Origin of the sequence: Burkholderia lata, assembly GCF_000012945.1 — a bacterium.
Classification (GTDB): Bacteria; Pseudomonadota; Gammaproteobacteria; order Burkholderiales; family Burkholderiaceae; genus Burkholderia; species Burkholderia lata.
Genome location: NC_007511.1, coordinates 3,545,022 through 3,560,086, shown reverse-complemented (window position 1 = coordinate 3,560,086; position 15,065 = coordinate 3,545,022). Strand labels below are relative to the sequence as shown.

At 66.4% G+C, this 15,065-nt stretch carries 14 protein-coding genes; 4 read left to right on the top strand and 10 right to left on the bottom strand.

All coding sequences use genetic code 11. The features are described from left to right. Positions 1-3: 3 nt before the first annotated feature. The gene (locus tag BCEP18194_RS38460; RefSeq protein ID WP_157687439.1) at positions 4-978 is read left to right on the top strand and encodes a helix-turn-helix domain-containing protein; all 975 of its coding nucleotides are present in this window, start codon (positions 4-6) and stop codon (positions 976-978) included. 185 nt (positions 979-1,163) lie between these two features. On the opposite strand, the gene BCEP18194_RS38455 is transcribed toward BCEP18194_RS38460, so the two are convergent. Beyond that, positions 1,164-1,541 carry a RidA family protein gene (locus tag BCEP18194_RS38455; protein ID WP_011356743.1) on the bottom strand — a complete coding sequence of 126 codons (378 nt, stop codon included), beginning with the start codon at positions 1,539-1,541 and terminating at the stop codon, positions 1,164-1,166. Beyond that, positions 1,538-2,374, bottom strand: coding sequence for an alpha/beta hydrolase (locus BCEP18194_RS38450; protein ID WP_041493431.1), 837 nt, complete (start codon positions 2,372-2,374; stop codon positions 1,538-1,540). Before BCEP18194_RS38450 ends, BCEP18194_RS38455 begins: the two co-directional genes overlap by 4 nt. 274 nt (positions 2,375-2,648) lie before the next feature. Here BCEP18194_RS38450 and BCEP18194_RS38445 point away from each other — a divergent pair, with 274 nt between their 5' ends. Continuing rightward, the gene (locus tag BCEP18194_RS38445; RefSeq protein WP_011356741.1) at positions 2,649-3,959 is read left to right on the top strand and encodes an MFS transporter; all 1,311 of its coding nucleotides are present in this window, start codon (positions 2,649-2,651) and stop codon (positions 3,957-3,959) included. A gap of 44 nt (positions 3,960-4,003) precedes the next feature. Here the strand turns inward: BCEP18194_RS38445 and BCEP18194_RS38440 are convergent, their stop codons facing one another. Then, positions 4,004-4,756: a GntR family transcriptional regulator gene (locus tag BCEP18194_RS38440; protein WP_244273055.1), complete on the bottom strand. Its 753-nt coding sequence runs from the start codon at positions 4,754-4,756 to the stop codon at positions 4,004-4,006. 147 nt (positions 4,757-4,903) lie between these two features. On the opposite strand from BCEP18194_RS38440, the gene BCEP18194_RS38435 reads away from it, so the two are divergent. Further along, positions 4,904-6,016 carry a porin gene (locus tag BCEP18194_RS38435; RefSeq protein ID WP_011356739.1) on the top strand — a complete coding sequence of 371 codons (1,113 nt, stop codon included), beginning with the start codon at positions 4,904-4,906 and terminating at the stop codon, positions 6,014-6,016. Between the two features lie 60 nt (positions 6,017-6,076). Here BCEP18194_RS38435 and BCEP18194_RS38430 read toward each other — a convergent pair whose 3' ends face one another. The 5 genes from BCEP18194_RS38430 to BCEP18194_RS38410 form a co-directional block, all read right to left on the bottom strand. Continuing rightward, positions 6,077-7,168 carry a porin gene (locus tag BCEP18194_RS38430; RefSeq protein WP_011356738.1) on the bottom strand — a complete coding sequence of 364 codons (1,092 nt, stop codon included), beginning with the start codon at positions 7,166-7,168 and terminating at the stop codon, positions 6,077-6,079. A 175-nt stretch (positions 7,169-7,343) separates the two neighbouring features. Further along, on the bottom strand, positions 7,344-8,066 hold the full coding sequence (locus BCEP18194_RS38425) for an SDR family NAD(P)-dependent oxidoreductase (protein WP_011356737.1): 723 nt from the start codon (positions 8,064-8,066) through the stop codon (positions 7,344-7,346). Then, on the bottom strand, positions 8,044-9,165 hold the full coding sequence (locus tag BCEP18194_RS38420; RefSeq protein WP_011356736.1) for a 2,3-butanediol dehydrogenase: 1,122 nt from the start codon (positions 9,163-9,165) through the stop codon (positions 8,044-8,046). Before BCEP18194_RS38420 ends, BCEP18194_RS38425 begins: the two co-directional genes overlap by 23 nt. 1 nt (position 9,166) lies before the next feature. Beyond that, positions 9,167-10,471 carry an MFS transporter gene (locus BCEP18194_RS38415; RefSeq protein ID WP_011356735.1) on the bottom strand — a complete coding sequence of 435 codons (1,305 nt, stop codon included), beginning with the start codon at positions 10,469-10,471 and terminating at the stop codon, positions 9,167-9,169. Positions 10,472-10,489: 18 nt separating this feature from the next. After that, positions 10,490-11,023, bottom strand: coding sequence for a 2,4'-dihydroxyacetophenone dioxygenase family protein (locus BCEP18194_RS38410; protein WP_011356734.1), 534 nt, complete (start codon positions 11,021-11,023; stop codon positions 10,490-10,492). Between the two features lie 178 nt (positions 11,024-11,201). Between BCEP18194_RS38410 and BCEP18194_RS38405 the strand changes: the two genes are divergently transcribed. Then, positions 11,202-12,182: a helix-turn-helix domain-containing protein gene (locus tag BCEP18194_RS38405; protein WP_011356733.1), complete on the top strand. Its 981-nt coding sequence runs from the start codon at positions 11,202-11,204 to the stop codon at positions 12,180-12,182. A gap of 101 nt (positions 12,183-12,283) precedes the next feature. Here the strand turns inward: BCEP18194_RS38405 and BCEP18194_RS38400 are convergent, their stop codons facing one another. Further along, on the bottom strand, positions 12,284-13,849 hold the full coding sequence (locus BCEP18194_RS38400; RefSeq protein ID WP_011356732.1) for a GMC family oxidoreductase: 1,566 nt from the start codon (positions 13,847-13,849) through the stop codon (positions 12,284-12,286). A gap of 152 nt (positions 13,850-14,001) precedes the next feature. Continuing rightward, complete coding sequence (locus BCEP18194_RS38395; RefSeq protein WP_011356731.1) at positions 14,002-14,976, bottom strand: helix-turn-helix domain-containing protein; 975 nt, start codon at positions 14,974-14,976, stop codon at positions 14,002-14,004. Positions 14,977-15,065 lie beyond the last annotated feature (89 nt).

Genomic DNA, 15,065 nt, shown 5'->3' with positions numbered 1-15,065 from the left:
GTCATGATCGATTCGGGAGCGCATCCGCCGCTGCGGGAGGGCGGCGTGTCGTGCTGGTCGGAGCAGATCCGGCATCGGTTCTTTCCGCTGGAGCTCAATGCCGGCACGTCCGGCGAATTCGACGCAAACGTCGACGTGTTCGATCATGCGCGCTGCCGCGTGGCGCGCATTTCGGCAAGCGCGCATAGCGCCTCCATCGGACGCGACGCGTGCAAGACGCTGAAGCACCGCTACGTCAAGGTGATCTGGCAACTGAGCGGTGTGGCGAGACTCGAGCAGGGCGCGTGCGAAGTGATCGTGCCACCAGGGCATTTCACGTTGTACGAGGCGAGCAGCCCGTACTGGATTCAAAGCGACGCACACGGTGAATTCGTGACGATGCTGTGCGAAGTGGCCGACCATGACGCACTGCTGGCGTTGGCCCGGCACGCGATCGGCCGTGCGATGCCGACGACGGGCGGCGCGGCCGTGGCGCTCGCCAGCCTGCAGGCGATGATCGCCGAGGGCCGGCGCATGAATCCGCGCAGCCGCTTCGGCGTGCTGGAACTGGTGGCGACGTTGCTTGCCGAGACGATCGATTTCACGGACGGCACGGCGCCCGCTTCGCGGCGCAAGATCCGCGAGACGTTGCTGCGCGACGCGCAGCAATACATCCATCGGCATCTGGACGACGGCGAGCTGTCGCCCGATCGCATTGCCGCGGCATTGAAGGTGTGCCGCCGCACGCTCTACCAGGCGTTCGAATCGATCGGCGAGCGGCCGCAGGCGATGATCCAGCGCCTGCGGCTCGAGAAGTGCCACGAAGTGCTGTCGCAGACCGGCGCCGACGGGGCGAGCATTACGCGCCTCGCGTTGCAGTCTGGGTTTTCCGATCCGGCGTATTTTGCGCGCCTGTTTCGCCGGCGCTTCGGGGTCACGCCGTCGCAGTGTCGGGATGCGGGGATGCAGGATGGGAGTGGGGCGGAATCGTTGGGTTAGTCGTCTGCGCACCGGCAGGATGCGTGACTTGCTGGCGCTGCGCCCGGGTCGTCGGGCGATCCGGTTGCAGCGCCAGCTACGGGATCGCCGACTGGATTGACCGTGGGCCGGAATCGCGTGGCGAACCGATTCGTACGATCGGCCGCTTCATACGGTGACGACGCGCACATCGTGCCCGGATCGCGTCAACCCGGCAGCACGGCATTGACCACGATCTCGATGCCCATGCCCGGCACGACGAGCGCCTTGACGACCACGCTCGATCGGTTGGGATAGGGGGCGCGGAAATATTCCCGGTAGACGTTGTCGATGATCGGCATGCTGTCGACATCGGTCATCTGGATCTGCACCTGTGTGACGTCGTCGAGCGAGCCGCCAGCGGCGGCCATCGTTTGCGCCAGATTGGAAAAGGTCAGTCGTGCCTGATCCTCGATCGGTCCCGTGTCGACGCTGCCGTCGGACCGGACCGGGCCATGCGCAGTGAACACCAGATTGCCCGCGCGTACCGCCCATGAGAACGGCTGGCCGAGCGATGGCAGGCCGGTATCGATGACTTCCTTCATTGCACGTTCCCCCGCATCAGGCCGTCGAGCATCGCGTACCAGTCGCAATCCGGATCTCGCAGCGCGAGATGTGTTTCAAAGTGGTTCAAGTCGCGTGCTTCGCGACACACGACCGGGGCCGACTGGCAGGCCAGCAGGCTCGCCAGCCGCCGATTCGACCGGATCACGCGTTCCGAATCGTGCTCCCCGTAGCTCAGTGCGAACGGCACCGTATTACCGGCGGTCCAGCAGACGGGACTGAAGAGGCCATCGTCGTCCGCATCGCCGAGCACCATGTCGTACACCCGTGCTTCCAGGCTGCCTGCCGGCGGGGACGGATGTGCCAGATCCATGATTCCGCTGATCGGTGCGCATCCTCGTATCGTCACGCCGCCATTGATCGCGTCGTTGCGCCCGCCCAGGCGCAACGCCGTCAATGCGGCCAGATGACCGCCGGCCGAATGCCCCGCGACGTAGACCTGCTGCAGGTCGCCCGCGAAGCCCGGCGATGCAGCCAGCGCGCGCAGGAGCAGTGCGCAGTCGTCGAACGCGGCGGGCATCCGGCTTTCGGGCGCGAGGCGGTAGTCGGGCAGGACGAGCGTTGCACCGAGGCGGACGACATGCTCCGCCATGAAGTGCCCCCACTCCTTGTAGCCGTTCGTCCAGCCGCCGCCGTGCCAGAAGATGACGACCGGCGGTTTGTCGGCGTGACTCGCGTGGAAAACGTCGTAGCGGTGGAGGCGGCTCGGTCCGTAGCTGACATTCCGCTCGCAAGCGATGCCGGCGGGGACGTCCTGCGCCCAGGACAGTGCGGTGCGGGCATAGTTTTCCGCTTCGGCCGTCGGCAGCGGCATCTGCGCATCCAGTTGAAAAGGCGACGGGATCAATGGGTCTCCTCATGGTTATCGTGCCGGCGACGGCGGGCCGCCGCGCACCGGTTGGTTAGCATGCCGGACATCATAGAGCAGCCTGAAATTTATAAAAAGAACAAAATTTATGTTGACGGTGGTTATTGACCGACCAACAATGCGCCACATCGGATGACCGCCGTCGCGCAACGCGGCAGCAGCGCATCCGTCTTCGCGGGCAGGCGATTCGCGGGGATGACAAACAAGTCAGGAGACGACGATGGTTCAGGCGGTTGCCGTAGGCACCATGCGCAAGGTGACACTCAAGATCGTGCCGTTGCTGTTCGTGCTGTGGCTCGTGAATTTCCTCGATCGGGTCAACGTGAGCTTCGCGGCGCTCGACATGACGAAGACGTTTCATTTCACGCCTGAGCTCTACGGCTTTGGCGCGGGCATCTTCTTCATCGGCTACATCCTGTTCGAGATTCCGAGCAATCTGGCGCTGCAGCGCTTCGGCGCCCGCCTGTGGCTGGCACGCATCATCGTGACCTGGGGCATCGTTTCCGCATTGCAGGCGTTCGTCTTCAACGCGACGAGCTTCGTGGCGATCCGCTTCCTGCTCGGCGTGGCGGAGGCAGGCTTCCTGCCGGGCGTGCTCTATTACCTGACCCGCTGGTTTCCGGCGGAGCAGCGGGCCCGCGCGATCGGGCAGGTGATGTCGGCCAACATGATCGCTGTCGTGGTCGGCGCGCCGCTATCGGCGGCGATTCTGTCGATGGGGGACGTCGCCGGCCTGGCCGGGTGGCAATGGATCTTCATCCTCGAGGCGGTGCCGGCTGTCGCGCTCGGCGTGTTCGCGTACTTTTTCCTGTCGGACGAACCGGAGCATGCCAAGTGGCTGTCGGCGCCGGAGCGCGAATGGCTCGTCGACACGATGCAGCGCGATCGTGAAGCCGCGGCATCGCTGGGAACCGAGAAGCTGGGCGTGGCGATGCGGGAACCGATCGTCTGGCTGCTGGGGATGCTTTATCTGCTGGTCGGAACGGGCTTCTTCGGCATCACGCTGTGGTTGCCCCAGATCGTCAAGCAGATGGCGGCGATGTCGACGATCCAGGTTGGCATGCTGAGCGCGTTGCCGTTCCTGCTCGGCGCGATTGCGATGGTGCTCAATGGCCGGCATTCGGACAGGACTCGTGAGCGCCGCTGGCATCTGGCGATTCCGCTGGCGGTCGGCAGCCTCGGCTTGCTGGCAAGCGCACTCGTTCACTCGGCTGCACTGGAACTGGCATTCGTCTGCGTTGCGATGGTCGGAATCGGCGCTTCGCTAAGCGTCTTCTGGTCGATCCCGTCGTCGTTCCTGACCGGTCGGGCCGCAGCCGGCGGGCTGGCGCTGGTCAACACCATCAGCGGCCTGTCGGGCTTCATCGGGCCTTATGCGATCGGCTGGATTCGTGGGCACTCGCCCGACTTCTCCAATGCGCTGTTCTTCATGGCCGGCAGCATCGCGGCAGCGGCCGTGCTTGCCACGATCCTGCCGTTTCCCGGTGTGCCGGGCCGCAAGCTCGACCCGACGCCCCACTCGGCAGCCTGACAGGCGCTCGAGGCGAGCGCTCGTCGCGATCGCGCTACGCCGGATCAGGGCAGCAGTTGCGCGACAACCTGTGCGGTTTCGTCGATGTGCGCGAGCAGCAGCTTGCGCGCGCGCGGTGCGTCGCGATCCAGTACGGCTTCCATCAACTCCTGGTGTTCCCTGACGATGTCGCGAGCGAGCGCTTCCTTTGGAAGCGGTGCGGTGAAGCGCATGCGGCGGTAGCGCTCGGAATGCCGCACGAGTTGTTCGTCGATGCGACGTAGCCACGCTGAGCGGGCGGCGCTGATCAGGGATGCGTGGAAGCGTCGATGGGCGAGTTCCCAGCGATTTGCCGCCTGGATGTCGTCGGGGGCGGGTAGCGGCGTATGGACCAGCTTGTAGAAGGCTGCGGTGATCTGCGCACCCCATTCCTCGTCGCCATGCTTGATCGCGTCGACAAGCAGTTCGCCTTCGATTTTCTTGCGCGCCTCGAGGATGTCGAGCAGATCGTCCCGTGACGCTTCGGCAACCCTGAAGCCGCGCTGGCCCTCGTTCGTCACGAGCCCGTCGCAACTGAGCAGCATCAGCGCTTCGCGAATGGGGCTGATGCCGACGCCATAGCGTTCCTGAAGCGTCTGCGGCTTGAGCTTTTCTCCCGGCGGAAAGGCACCGGATAGCAGGTCGTTCTGCAGGTATTCGTAGGCCTGCTCCGAAAGTGTGGCTTTCGGCGTATCGGCCCCCGCGCGTTGCGGTGTTTGCGCTCTTTGCACCATGTCCCGTTCCTGAACCGTCGCCCGCTGCGACCGGATTCGTCCCAAAAGTATATGCAGGCGCCCAATTTATAGGGAAAACCGCAGGTTTTGCAAGAATTCCATATTTTATATAGACACATAAATTTATAAATTATATGGTTTCGACGGAATCCTAACGAAATGCGGCGTCAACCTTCTTGCTCGGGGAATCGAATGAAAAAGCGTCTGGCATGGCCTTGCCTGTTTCTGGTGCTGGCTGGAGCGGGGCATGCTCAAAGCAGCGTGACGATGTACGGATTGCTGTCGGAGGGCGTCATGGTCACCAGCAATGCTGGCGGGCATCGGCAGTGGCAACTGGCGAGCGGGGTCCAGCAGGCGCCGCGATGGGGGATCACCGGCAAGGAGGATCTGGGCGGTGGCAACCGCGCGATCTTCACGCTGGAAAACGGCTTCAACCTGTCGACAGGCACGCTGGGCCAGGGAGGGCGTCTCTTCGGGCGGCAAGCGTTCGTGGGCCTCGCCAACGAACGGCTCGGCCAGCTCACGTTCGGCCGCCAGATCGATACCATGGCGCAGACGCTCGCGCCATACGAGGCGGCCGTGCAGTTTGCGACCTACGGGCCGCCGATCGGCGACAGCGACAACATTTTCCCGACGTTCCGCGTGAACAATACGGTCCAGTACAAGAGCCCCGAGGTGGCGGGTTTCCGGTTGCTGTCGGCGTATGCGCTGTCGAACATGGCGGGCGGCTTTTCCGTCAACCGTGACTTCAATGCCGGATTGACCTATGCGAACGGGCCGTTGAGTGCCGGCATCGCCTATCACGCGGTCAACCGGCCGAACGATGCGGCGAACCCGTCAGGGGCCGTGTCGGGCGACTACGGATTCACGTCGCCGTTCGCGACGAGTGCGACGGGCGCGGGCGTCGACAAGCAGCAGATGGCCGGTATCGGCGGATCCTATGCGCTCGGCCCCGCAAAGGTCTCGCTGATGCTCACCCACGTGCTGTTCGACTACGTCGACCAGTCGCGGCTCAGGCTCACCAACTACGAATTGACGGTGACCGATTTCCTGTCGCCGACCGTCCTGATCGGTATGGGCTACATCTACACGACCGGTCGCTATCAACCGACCGGCAAGTCACCGAAATGGCACCAGGTGGATGCCGGCATCGACTGGTTCCTGTCGAAGCGCACCGATCTCTTTCTGGTCGGCATCTTCCAGAAGGCCGCAGGGGACGCGCAGTACGCGCAGATCTATTACAACTCGCCATCGAGTTCGCGGCAGCAGATTTCCGCGTCGATCGGCATACGGCACAAGTTTTGAGCCGATGGTTCCGGTCGATGCACGCTCGACCGGAACCATGGGGAGCCGCTCCCTCTTCCTTCAGAACCGCGTGCTGAACCCGACCCGCGCGATCGACTGCAGCGCGCCGCTCGACGCACCGTTCGCATCCATCACGCCATTGATCTGCGCGTTGCTGCCGTGGCTCGCGCGCTGATGCACGCCGGCCACATACACCATCGTGCGTTTCGACAGCCAGTACTGGACGGCGGCCAGGAACTGGTGCGCGTGCGCGTTGTCGAGTGTGTCGTTGCCCTTCATGTACGTGTAGCTCGCGCCGATCACCCACGCCGGTGACGGTCGCCACGCGGCGCCGGCTTCCGCCGACCACGCGCCCGCGCCGTTCTGCGCGTTGCGCACCGTCGTGAAGAGCGCTTTCCCCGTGACCGTGCCGAGCGTGTAGTGCACGCCCGCGCCCCAGTTGCGTACGCTGGTAGGCGGCAGCCCGTCCGTCGCGCCGTACTTCTGGTTCGTATAGGCCGCGCCCGCGCCGAACGGACCGTTGTCGTAGCTCGCGCCGACGCTGACCGTGTTGTTCGCGCCGACCGACCCCGCGAAGTTTCCGAAACCGTACAACGCACCGAAGGTCAGGCCCGACAGCGACGGGCTCGTGTACTTGACCGAATTCGCGACGCGATTGCTGCCCGCGACGCGATCCCAGTCGAATGCGCCGGTCGGATTGTTCGGCAACGCGAGCTTGTCGAACGGGCCGTTGCGAAAGCCGTACAGGCCGACGAGATCCTGCGCGATCTCGTTGCCGCTCGCGGCCAGCGAATCGACCATGAGCTCGTACTGGTTGCCGAGCGTCAGCTTGCCGTAGCGGTCGTTTTCCACGCCGACATAGGCCTGGCGCGCAAACAGCCCGCCGCCGATGATCGAGCCGTTGCCGAGCGAATACTGGTTGACGAGCCGGAAGATCGCGCGCGTGCCCGCGCCGAGATCCTCCTTGCCTTCGAAACCGAGCAGGTTCGGGAAGAAGATGTTGTCGTCGAACTTCGCGGCACCGTGGCCGCCCTGATTGCTGACATAGCTGATACCGGCATCCATCAGCCCGAACATCGTCACGCTGCTCTGCGCGAACGATGCGGCGGGAATGGCGCATGCCGCGAGCGCCAGAAGGGTCTTTTTCGTCATCTCCAATGTGCTCCTCACATGTTTCCGATCGGATCGGATATTTTTGATTGGACTACTGATTGATATGAACAAAGCCGAACCGGAAGAATCCCGGTTCAGGGGTAACCGAAGGAAATCGGTATGTGACGGGCATCGGCAGAAATCGCGTGTCTGCCGATGCCCGTTCAGCTGCGGGCTAGACCGTCGAATACCCGCCATCGACCGGCACGACCGCGCCGGTCACGAACGATGCGCCGGGTGAGCACAGGAACAGGATCACGTCCGCGACTTCGTCGGCCGTGCCCCAGCGCCCGAGCGGCGTGCGTTCGAGAATGCGTCGCGATGCCTGCATGTCGGCCTTCAGGCCGCTGCTGAGCGGCGTGTCGATCCAGCCGGGCGCGACCGCGTTCACACGGATGCCGCGATCGGCCCACGCCTGCGCGAGCGAGCGCGTGAGCTGCGCAATGCCACCCTTGCTCGCGCTGTACGCGGGGCGGTCCTTGCTGCCGAAGTACGTGTACATCGACGCGACATTGACGATGCTGCCGCCGTGCGCCGACAGTGCCGGCCGTGCGGCGTCGGAGGCCCGCATCACCGACGTCAGGTTCACGTTCAGCACGAGCTCGAACTGGTCCATCCGGTATTCGTCCGCGTGCCGGCTGATGCCGACGCCGTTGACGAGCACGTCGAGCCGCGGCAGCGCCGCGATCGTGCGCGTCAGCGCGTCGCTGTCGGTCACGTCGAGTTCCACGCAGCGGATGCCCGCATGCACGGGTGCGTGCGGGCCGGCCGCGTCGAGCCCGAGCGCGACGACCGACGCGCCGGCCTGCGCGAACCGCATCGCCGTGCGCGCACCGATACCCGACGTGCCGCCCGTCACGACGACGGACTGGCCCTCAAACGCCCACTGACGACTCATGCTCGATGCTCCCGATGGTGTGCGCGCGACGGGGAGGCCGTTGCGCGGGTGAAACGAGGATCTTGATCTGCGCGCGGTCGGCGAGCAGCGCGTCGAAGCCGTCGGCGACGGCGTCTTCGAGCGACACGGTGCGCGTGACGATCGACGTGAGGTCGAGCGCACCCGACGCGACGATGCGCAGCAGGTCTTCGTACGCATGCCGGTAGCCGACGCTCGCCGTGAAGGTCAGCTCGTCGTTGACCGCGCGGAACGCGTCGAAGCCCGCATGCGGCATCAGGCCGACCATCACGATGCGTCCACCCTTGCGCAGCGCGTGCATCGCCGATTCGAACGTTGTCTGCAGCCCGGCCGCTTCGAAACTCGCATCGACGCCGAGCCCGCCCGTGGCCGCGCGGATCGCGTCCTGCAGTGCGGATGCACCGAGTGCGCGTGCATCGAACGTATGCGTTGCGCCGAAGCGCGTGGCCGCCGCGAGCCGTTCGGGCGAGACATCGACAGCCACGATCGTGGTCGCGCCCTGCAGCTTCGCGAGCATGATCAGCAACAGGCCGATCGGCCCGAGGCCGAACACCGCACAGGTTTCGCCGAGCCGCAGCTCGCCACGCCGCAACGCGTGCAGCGCGACGGCCGCCGGCTCCATCACCGCGGCCTGTTCGAGACTCACGCCGTCGGGCAAGCGATGCAGCATGTACGCCGGCACGACCGCGAAGTCGGCCATGCCGCCGTCGCCCATCAGCCCGGCGAAGCCCATCGACACGCACAGGTTGTACGACCCCGAGCGGCAGTACGCGCACTGGCTGCAGCGATACTCGGGCTCGACCGCGACGCGATCGCCCGCGCGCAGCGCCGTCACGCCTTCGCCGACTTCGACGACGGTGCCGCAGAACTCGTGGCCGAGCGTCAGCGGCGCGGTACGGCGAGACAGCGGATGCGGCGTGTCGACCGGGATCGCGTGCGGGCCGTCCGCATATTCGTGCAGGTCGCTGCCGCAGATCCCGCAATACGCGACCGCGATGCGCACGTCGCCTGGGCCGACGCGCGGCGTGTCGATTTCCACGAGACGGACGTCGCGCGGGCCATGCCATTGAAGTGCTCGCATGTCAGCGACCTCCGAGGTTTTGCGCATCGAGACGGCTCGCGGCCGAGCCGGCGAGCGCGCGCTTGCGCAGCACGGCGGGCGCGGTTTCGACGAGGCCGAACGACAGCACGCATGCGAGGATCGCGCCGGCGGCCGACGTCCACATCGCGAACTGCAAGCCGTACTTGTCGGCCGCGAAGCCGGCGACGGTCGGCGCAACGAAGCCGCCGATCAACTCGCCCGCGCCCATGATCAGGCCGAGCGCGCTGGCGATCGCGCGCGGCGGCACCGTTTCGGCGGGGATCGTCGCCATGAACAGCGTGAAGCAGCCGAGGCCCGTGTAGGTGGCGAACACGAGCGCACAGAGCACCCACAGCGAGCCGGCATGGATCAGCACGATCGGGCACACGGCCGCGATCAGTGCGAACGCGATCATCGTCGGCTTGCGGCCGATCCGGTCGGAGATCGCCGGCACCGCGAAGCCCCAGAACACCCACGCGGCGCCGAGGCAGGTCATCACGACGCCCATGTCGGACGGCGACAGGTGGCGGCTTTCCACGAGGAACACCGGCGCGAACGAGATGATCACGATGAACCACGTGAGAAAGAAGCAACTGATCAGCATGCAGAGCAGGATGTTGCGTTCCTTCAGCAACGCCCAGCGGCTGACTGCCGCGCCGCTCGCGGCCGGCGTGCCGGCGGTATCGGCCTGCGCGTGCCGCACGCCGCCGGGCGGCACTTCGCGCACCCAGCGCCAGATGCAGAACGCGATCAGGAAGCCCGGAACGCACGACACGTAGAACGCCTCGCGCCAGCCGTACGCGGTTGCGATGCCGATGACCACCGGCGGGCCGATCATCGCGCCGAGCAGGCCGGCGGCGGAGCCTTGCAGCAGGCCCATGTTCAGCCCGCGGCGGCTCGGCGTCGAGCTTTCGACCATCAGCGATTGCGACAGCGGCAGCACGGGGCCTTCGGCGATGCCCATCAGCGCGCGGAACGCGATCAGGCTCGCGAAGCCGCCGACGAGCCCCGACAGCGCCGAACACACGGAAAAGCCGAGCACGGCCGCGATCAGCAGCGGCTTGCGCGTGCCGCGCGCGTCGGACCACGCGCCCGTCGCGGCACCGGACAATGCCCACGTGAGCGCGAGCGCGGACGACACCATGCCGAGCTGCGTGTTCGTCAGGTGCAGCTCGGCCGACATGAACGGGAACAGGAACGACAGCGCGAGGCGGTCGAAGAACACGAAGCCGAACGTCATGAACAGGATCAGCAGCAGCCGGTTCTCGTACGTCCAGGCGGATCGGGGGGAGGAAGGAGATGTCATGGTGAGCCTCGGCGCGCGTCAGCGGAACAGCTTCTCGATCGCTTGCGCGCCGAGGCCGACCTTCTCGTAATGCGCCTTGCACATCGCGATGTACGAGTGCACATCGAAGTAGCCGTCGGGGTTGCCGGCTTCGTCGAGCCAGATCAGCGGCCCCTTGACGATGAAGAACGCGCGCATCGGCTCCGGGTGATCGAACGCGACGAGCGTGTGGCCTTCGCCCGGTGTCTCGTACACGAAATCGCCGCGCGTCGCGGTCCATTCGTGCTCCAGATAACCCCACTTGCCTGACAGCGTGTAAGCGAACACCTCGTGCGGGTGATAGTGCCGGTTCACGAGCCCGGCTTCCTTCGCCATCAGGATGTCGCACCATTTGTTCTGCGACGGCGAAATCCACAGCGGCCGTGACGAAACCGTTTCGGTGAACGGAACGTAATAGCGATCGTCGTCGGTGGCCGCGTTCGCGATGTACGCTTCGGGCAGCGCATCGGGCTTGAACGGATTGGCAATCGGCGGGATGTTTTGCCAGAATTCGGCTACGGCTTTGTCGACCACGGTTTGTCTCCTGGTGTATGAGTTGTCGTGGGCTCGACTTTAGCCAGCCGGTGCGCGCCGCTCTTGACTGGGCTGGACGAATTGCTTGACCGCGCCGGACATTGCATCGCACCAGAATCCAGACGAACCATCCCCCAATCCGTGCTGCTCCGCACGACAGGCGCCCGCAGGAGGCGACGTGACGAATTCGACCGTTTTTTCCCGCACGCGAGGCTCGACGGCCGACGTGCCGGTGCGCGACAGGATGGCGTACTGGGACGCGTTCAATGCGGCGACGCTGGTCGGGCTGCGTTGCTCGTCGTTGTCGCCGGCCGGGCTCGAGGTCGAGAAGACCGATATCGCGCTGCCGGGCCTCGGCATCGCGGACATCAGCGGCCAGGATCACGTGATCGAGCGCAGCCCCGCGCTGGTGCGCCAGTTGCCGAAGGAGTCGCTGTTTGCGTGCCAGATCCTGAGCGGGCGCGCGTATTTCATCCAGCGGGACCGCTGCCTGCTCGCGGACGCCGGCGATGTCGTCGTCTACGACACGCGCGTGCCCTATCTGTTCGGATTCCTGACACCGATGCGGCAGCTGCTGATCGATATTCCGATCACGACGTTCGACGACCGGCTCGATGCGGAGCTGGCCGCGCTGCCGCTGCGGATCGCGCCGAAGCCGGGCGCGGGCGCGATGCTCGGTGCGACGTTGCGCGCGAGCGTCGAGCGCTTCATGAAGGATCCGGTCGAGCATGACGCCACGCGGTTCGCCGAACACACGCGCACGCTGATCGCCGAGCTCATCGATGCAGAGGTGAACGGTGCGGGTGCTTCGCGCGCGTCGCTGTCGTATCTGCTGACCGCGAAGCAGTACATCGCGACGCATCTCGGCGACCCGGAACTCGCGCCGCAGGCCGTCGCGGACGCGGTCGGGCTGTCGCTGCGGCATCTGGGCCGGCTCTTCGCGGCCGAAGGCGAGTCGATCACGCAGCACATCTGGTCGGAGCGGCTGTCGCATGCGCATCGCGAGCTGACCGATGCGCGGCTGCGCAAGACGAGCGTCGGCGAAATCGCGTTCCGCTGGGGATTTTCGAGCCAGGCGCACTTCAGTCGTGCGATTCGTGAGCGCTATGGTGCGTCGCCGATGGCGCTGCGCGACGCGGCGCGGGCGGATGGGAGCTGATTGCGGCAGGTGATGCGGATGGAGCGGCGGCGCGTGTTTCACGCGCCGTTTTGCTTTTCAGCGGCTGTTGAACAGCCGTGCACGCGCGTCGCCGTATCGCGTTACTCCGCGAGCATGAACTCGGCGCAGCGCTCCGCGATCATGATCGTCGGCGCGTTCGTGTTGCCGGACACGATGCGCGGCATCACCGACGCATCGCAGATCCGCAATCCGTCGACACCTTGCACAGCGAGGCGCGGTGTGACGACCGCATGCGCGTCGTTGCCCATGCGACAGGTGCCGGCCGGGTGATAGACGGTTTTCGCGCGATGCCGCACATAGTCGGCGAGTGCCGTGTCGGTCAATGTCTCGGCTTCGCGCACGATGCGTGCGAGCGACGGCGCACGGATGATCTGCCGCGCGAGCGCGACGCCGCGCACGAGGCCGTCGACATCGGCCGGGTCGGACAACGCGCCGCTGTCGAACAGGATCGGTGCGGCCGGATCGTTGCCGCGCAGTTGCACCGAGCCGCGCGAGCGCGGCCTGAGCAGGCATGGGTTGATCGACAGGCCGTGGCCGGGCAGTGGCTCGCGGTCGACGTCGCCGACGAGCGTCGGCAGCACGTGGAACTGGATGTCCGGGCGGCCGCTGCCGGTCGTGTCGACGAACGCGCCGGATTCGACGACGTTCGACGTCAGCAGGCCCGTGCGGCACAGCATCCACTGCAGCCCGTGCCGCAGCGCTTTCAGCCCGCGATCCTCGCCCAGCAGGCTGACGGGCGCGTGGCTGCGGCCGTAGATCGAGACTTCGAGATGATCCTGGTAGTTCGCGCCGACGTCGCGGCTGTCGTGCAGCACGTCGATGCCGTGCGCGTGCAGGTGCGCGCCGGGCCCGATGCCCGACAGCATCAGCAGCTTCGGCGTGCTTAGCGCGCCGGCCGCGAGCACGACGTCGGCGCGCGCGGCGGCCGAACCCGTCGCGCCGCTTTCCGTCCGCCATTCGACACCGCTCGCGCGCTGGCCGTCGAACCGGATGCGCGTGACGCGGCAGCCGGTCAGCACGCGCAGGTTCGGGTGGCCGATCGCGTCGGCGAGATAGGTGGCCGCGGTACTGCCGCGCTGCCCGTCGAAGATCGTCGTGTGGTAGAAGCCGACGCCATGTTGCGCGGCGCCGTTGAAGTCGTCGTTGTACGCGATGCCGGTTTCCTGCGCGGCTTTCACGAACGCGAGGCTCAGCGGATGGCGGAAGCGCGTGTCGCCGACCTTCAGCGGCCCGTCGGTGCCGTGAAACGGCTCGGAGAGCCGCAGGTGCGATTCGGCGCGCTTGAACACGGGCAGTACGTCGTCCCAGCCCCAACCCGTGCAGCCGAGCGCGGCCCAGTCGTCGTAGTCGTCGCGCGTGCCGCGCACGTACAGCATCGCATTGACCGAACTGCCGCCGCCGAGCGTGCGGCCCTGCGGCACATAGGTCTTGCGGCCCGCCGCACCGGCTTGCGGCTCGCTCTCGAACGTGACCGTGCGCCGCGTGCCGAGCACGCGGATGAACGTCGCCGGCATCCGGATGAACAGGCTGTCGTCCTTCGGGCCGTCCTCGAGCAGCAGCACGCGCCTGCCGGCCTTCACCAGCCGGTGCGCGACCGTGCAGCCGGCCGAACCGCCGCCGACGACGATATGGTCGTACGTCTCCATCCCGCTTCTTCTCCTTGCTGTCGGGCGGCGGAACGAGTGCCGCCGCGCAGGAAGCCAGCTTAGCGACCGCTATGCGGCCCCATTTGACCGGGACGGACGCCGTGCTTGCCTCGCAGGGACACGGCGGCGGATGGTGGGTGGCAGATTGCGGACTAGCGCGCGTCGGCCGGCGCCGGCGCGCGCGTATCGCTCGGCGTCTCGCCGAAGCGCGCGCGGTAGCTGCGGCTGAAGTGCGCGCTGTTGTTGAAGCCCCATCGGAACGCGATCTCGCTGACCGTCAGGTGCTTCAGCGACCGGTCGCGCAGGTCGGCGCGGCAGCGCTCGAGCCGCCGCGCGAGGATGTAGCGCGTGAGCGGCATCCCTTCGATTTCGAAGACGCGCGCGAGCTGGCGCGGCGACAGGTTGATCGCGCGGCTCACCGACTGGCTGTCGAGATCGTCGTCGGCGAGATGGCTGTCGATGAACGCCTTGGCGCGCGACAGCGTGTGGACGGTCGACTTGGTCGGCGACGCGTCGCCGTCGCGCAGCCGCAGCATCGACTGCACGAGATCGAGGATCGCGGCGGCGCGCCGTTCGCGGGCGTCGGACGTCGGCTCCGGTGGCGCGGCGAGCAGCGCATAGACCTGCCGCACGGCCCACGATGCGACGCCGTCGTCCCGGTCGATCTTGACGAGGCTGCGGTAGCGCCACGGGCCGACGCGCGCCTCGAACACGTCGCGCGGCACGTCGAGCACGGTCATCGCCATGTCGGCGGGAAAGCCGTGGCCGTACGGCATCGACGTGTCGTAGAGGACGAGGTCGCCGGGCCCGTGCTGCATGCAGTCGACGTCCTGGAACGTATAGCCTTGCCCTGCGTGCATCAGGCAGATGAACACGGCGTCGCGCTGGTCCGCATGGATGTTGTGCGACGTGCGCACGACCGCGTGCCGGTTCGCGACGATGTCGCAGGCGCCGAACAGCCCGAGATCGCGCTTGCGCAGCGACGCGTCGATGCCTTCGGACGACTTGCCGCTGCATTCGATCCGCACGAGCGTGCGCGCGACATGGTCGACCCAGAAGTCCACGCGTTCGTGGCCGCGTACGGCACGCGTCGAGATCGTGGCGATCTCCGTGCTGGTGTCCGGCATGACGTTCTCCCAATGACCGCCTGAGCGGCGCAGTCTCGGGCAGGTCGAACGGCGCGGTCAATCCGTGAAAGACCGGGGACGGGCGTGTG

Coding starts and splice junctions, on each gene's coding strand:
- BCEP18194_RS38455 (WP_011356743.1), bottom strand. CDS start 1,541: ATGAAGGAAGTCATCGATACCGGCCTGCCATCGCTCGGCCAGCCGTTC.
- BCEP18194_RS38430 (WP_011356738.1), bottom strand. CDS start 7,168: ATGACGAAAAAGACCCTTCTGGCGCTCGCGGCATGCGCCATTCCCGCC.
- BCEP18194_RS38415 (WP_011356735.1), bottom strand. CDS start 10,471: ATGACATCTCCTTCCTCCCCCCGATCCGCCTGGACGTACGAGAACCGG.
- BCEP18194_RS38435 (WP_011356739.1), top strand. CDS start 4,904: ATGAAAAAGCGTCTGGCATGGCCTTGCCTGTTTCTGGTGCTGGCTGGA.
- BCEP18194_RS38445 (WP_011356741.1), top strand. CDS start 2,649: ATGGTTCAGGCGGTTGCCGTAGGCACCATGCGCAAGGTGACACTCAAG.
- BCEP18194_RS38425 (WP_011356737.1), bottom strand. CDS start 8,066: ATGAGTCGTCAGTGGGCGTTTGAGGGCCAGTCCGTCGTCGTGACGGGC.
- BCEP18194_RS38450 (WP_041493431.1), bottom strand. CDS start 2,374: ATGCCGCTGCCGACGGCCGAAGCGGAAAACTATGCCCGCACCGCACTG.
- BCEP18194_RS38460 (WP_157687439.1), top strand. CDS start 4: ATGATCGATTCGGGAGCGCATCCGCCGCTGCGGGAGGGCGGCGTGTCG.
- BCEP18194_RS38420 (WP_011356736.1), bottom strand. CDS start 9,165: ATGCGAGCACTTCAATGGCATGGCCCGCGCGACGTCCGTCTCGTGGAA.
- BCEP18194_RS38395 (WP_011356731.1), bottom strand. CDS start 14,976: ATGCCGGACACCAGCACGGAGATCGCCACGATCTCGACGCGTGCCGTA.
- BCEP18194_RS38400 (WP_011356732.1), bottom strand. CDS start 13,849: ATGGAGACGTACGACCATATCGTCGTCGGCGGCGGTTCGGCCGGCTGC.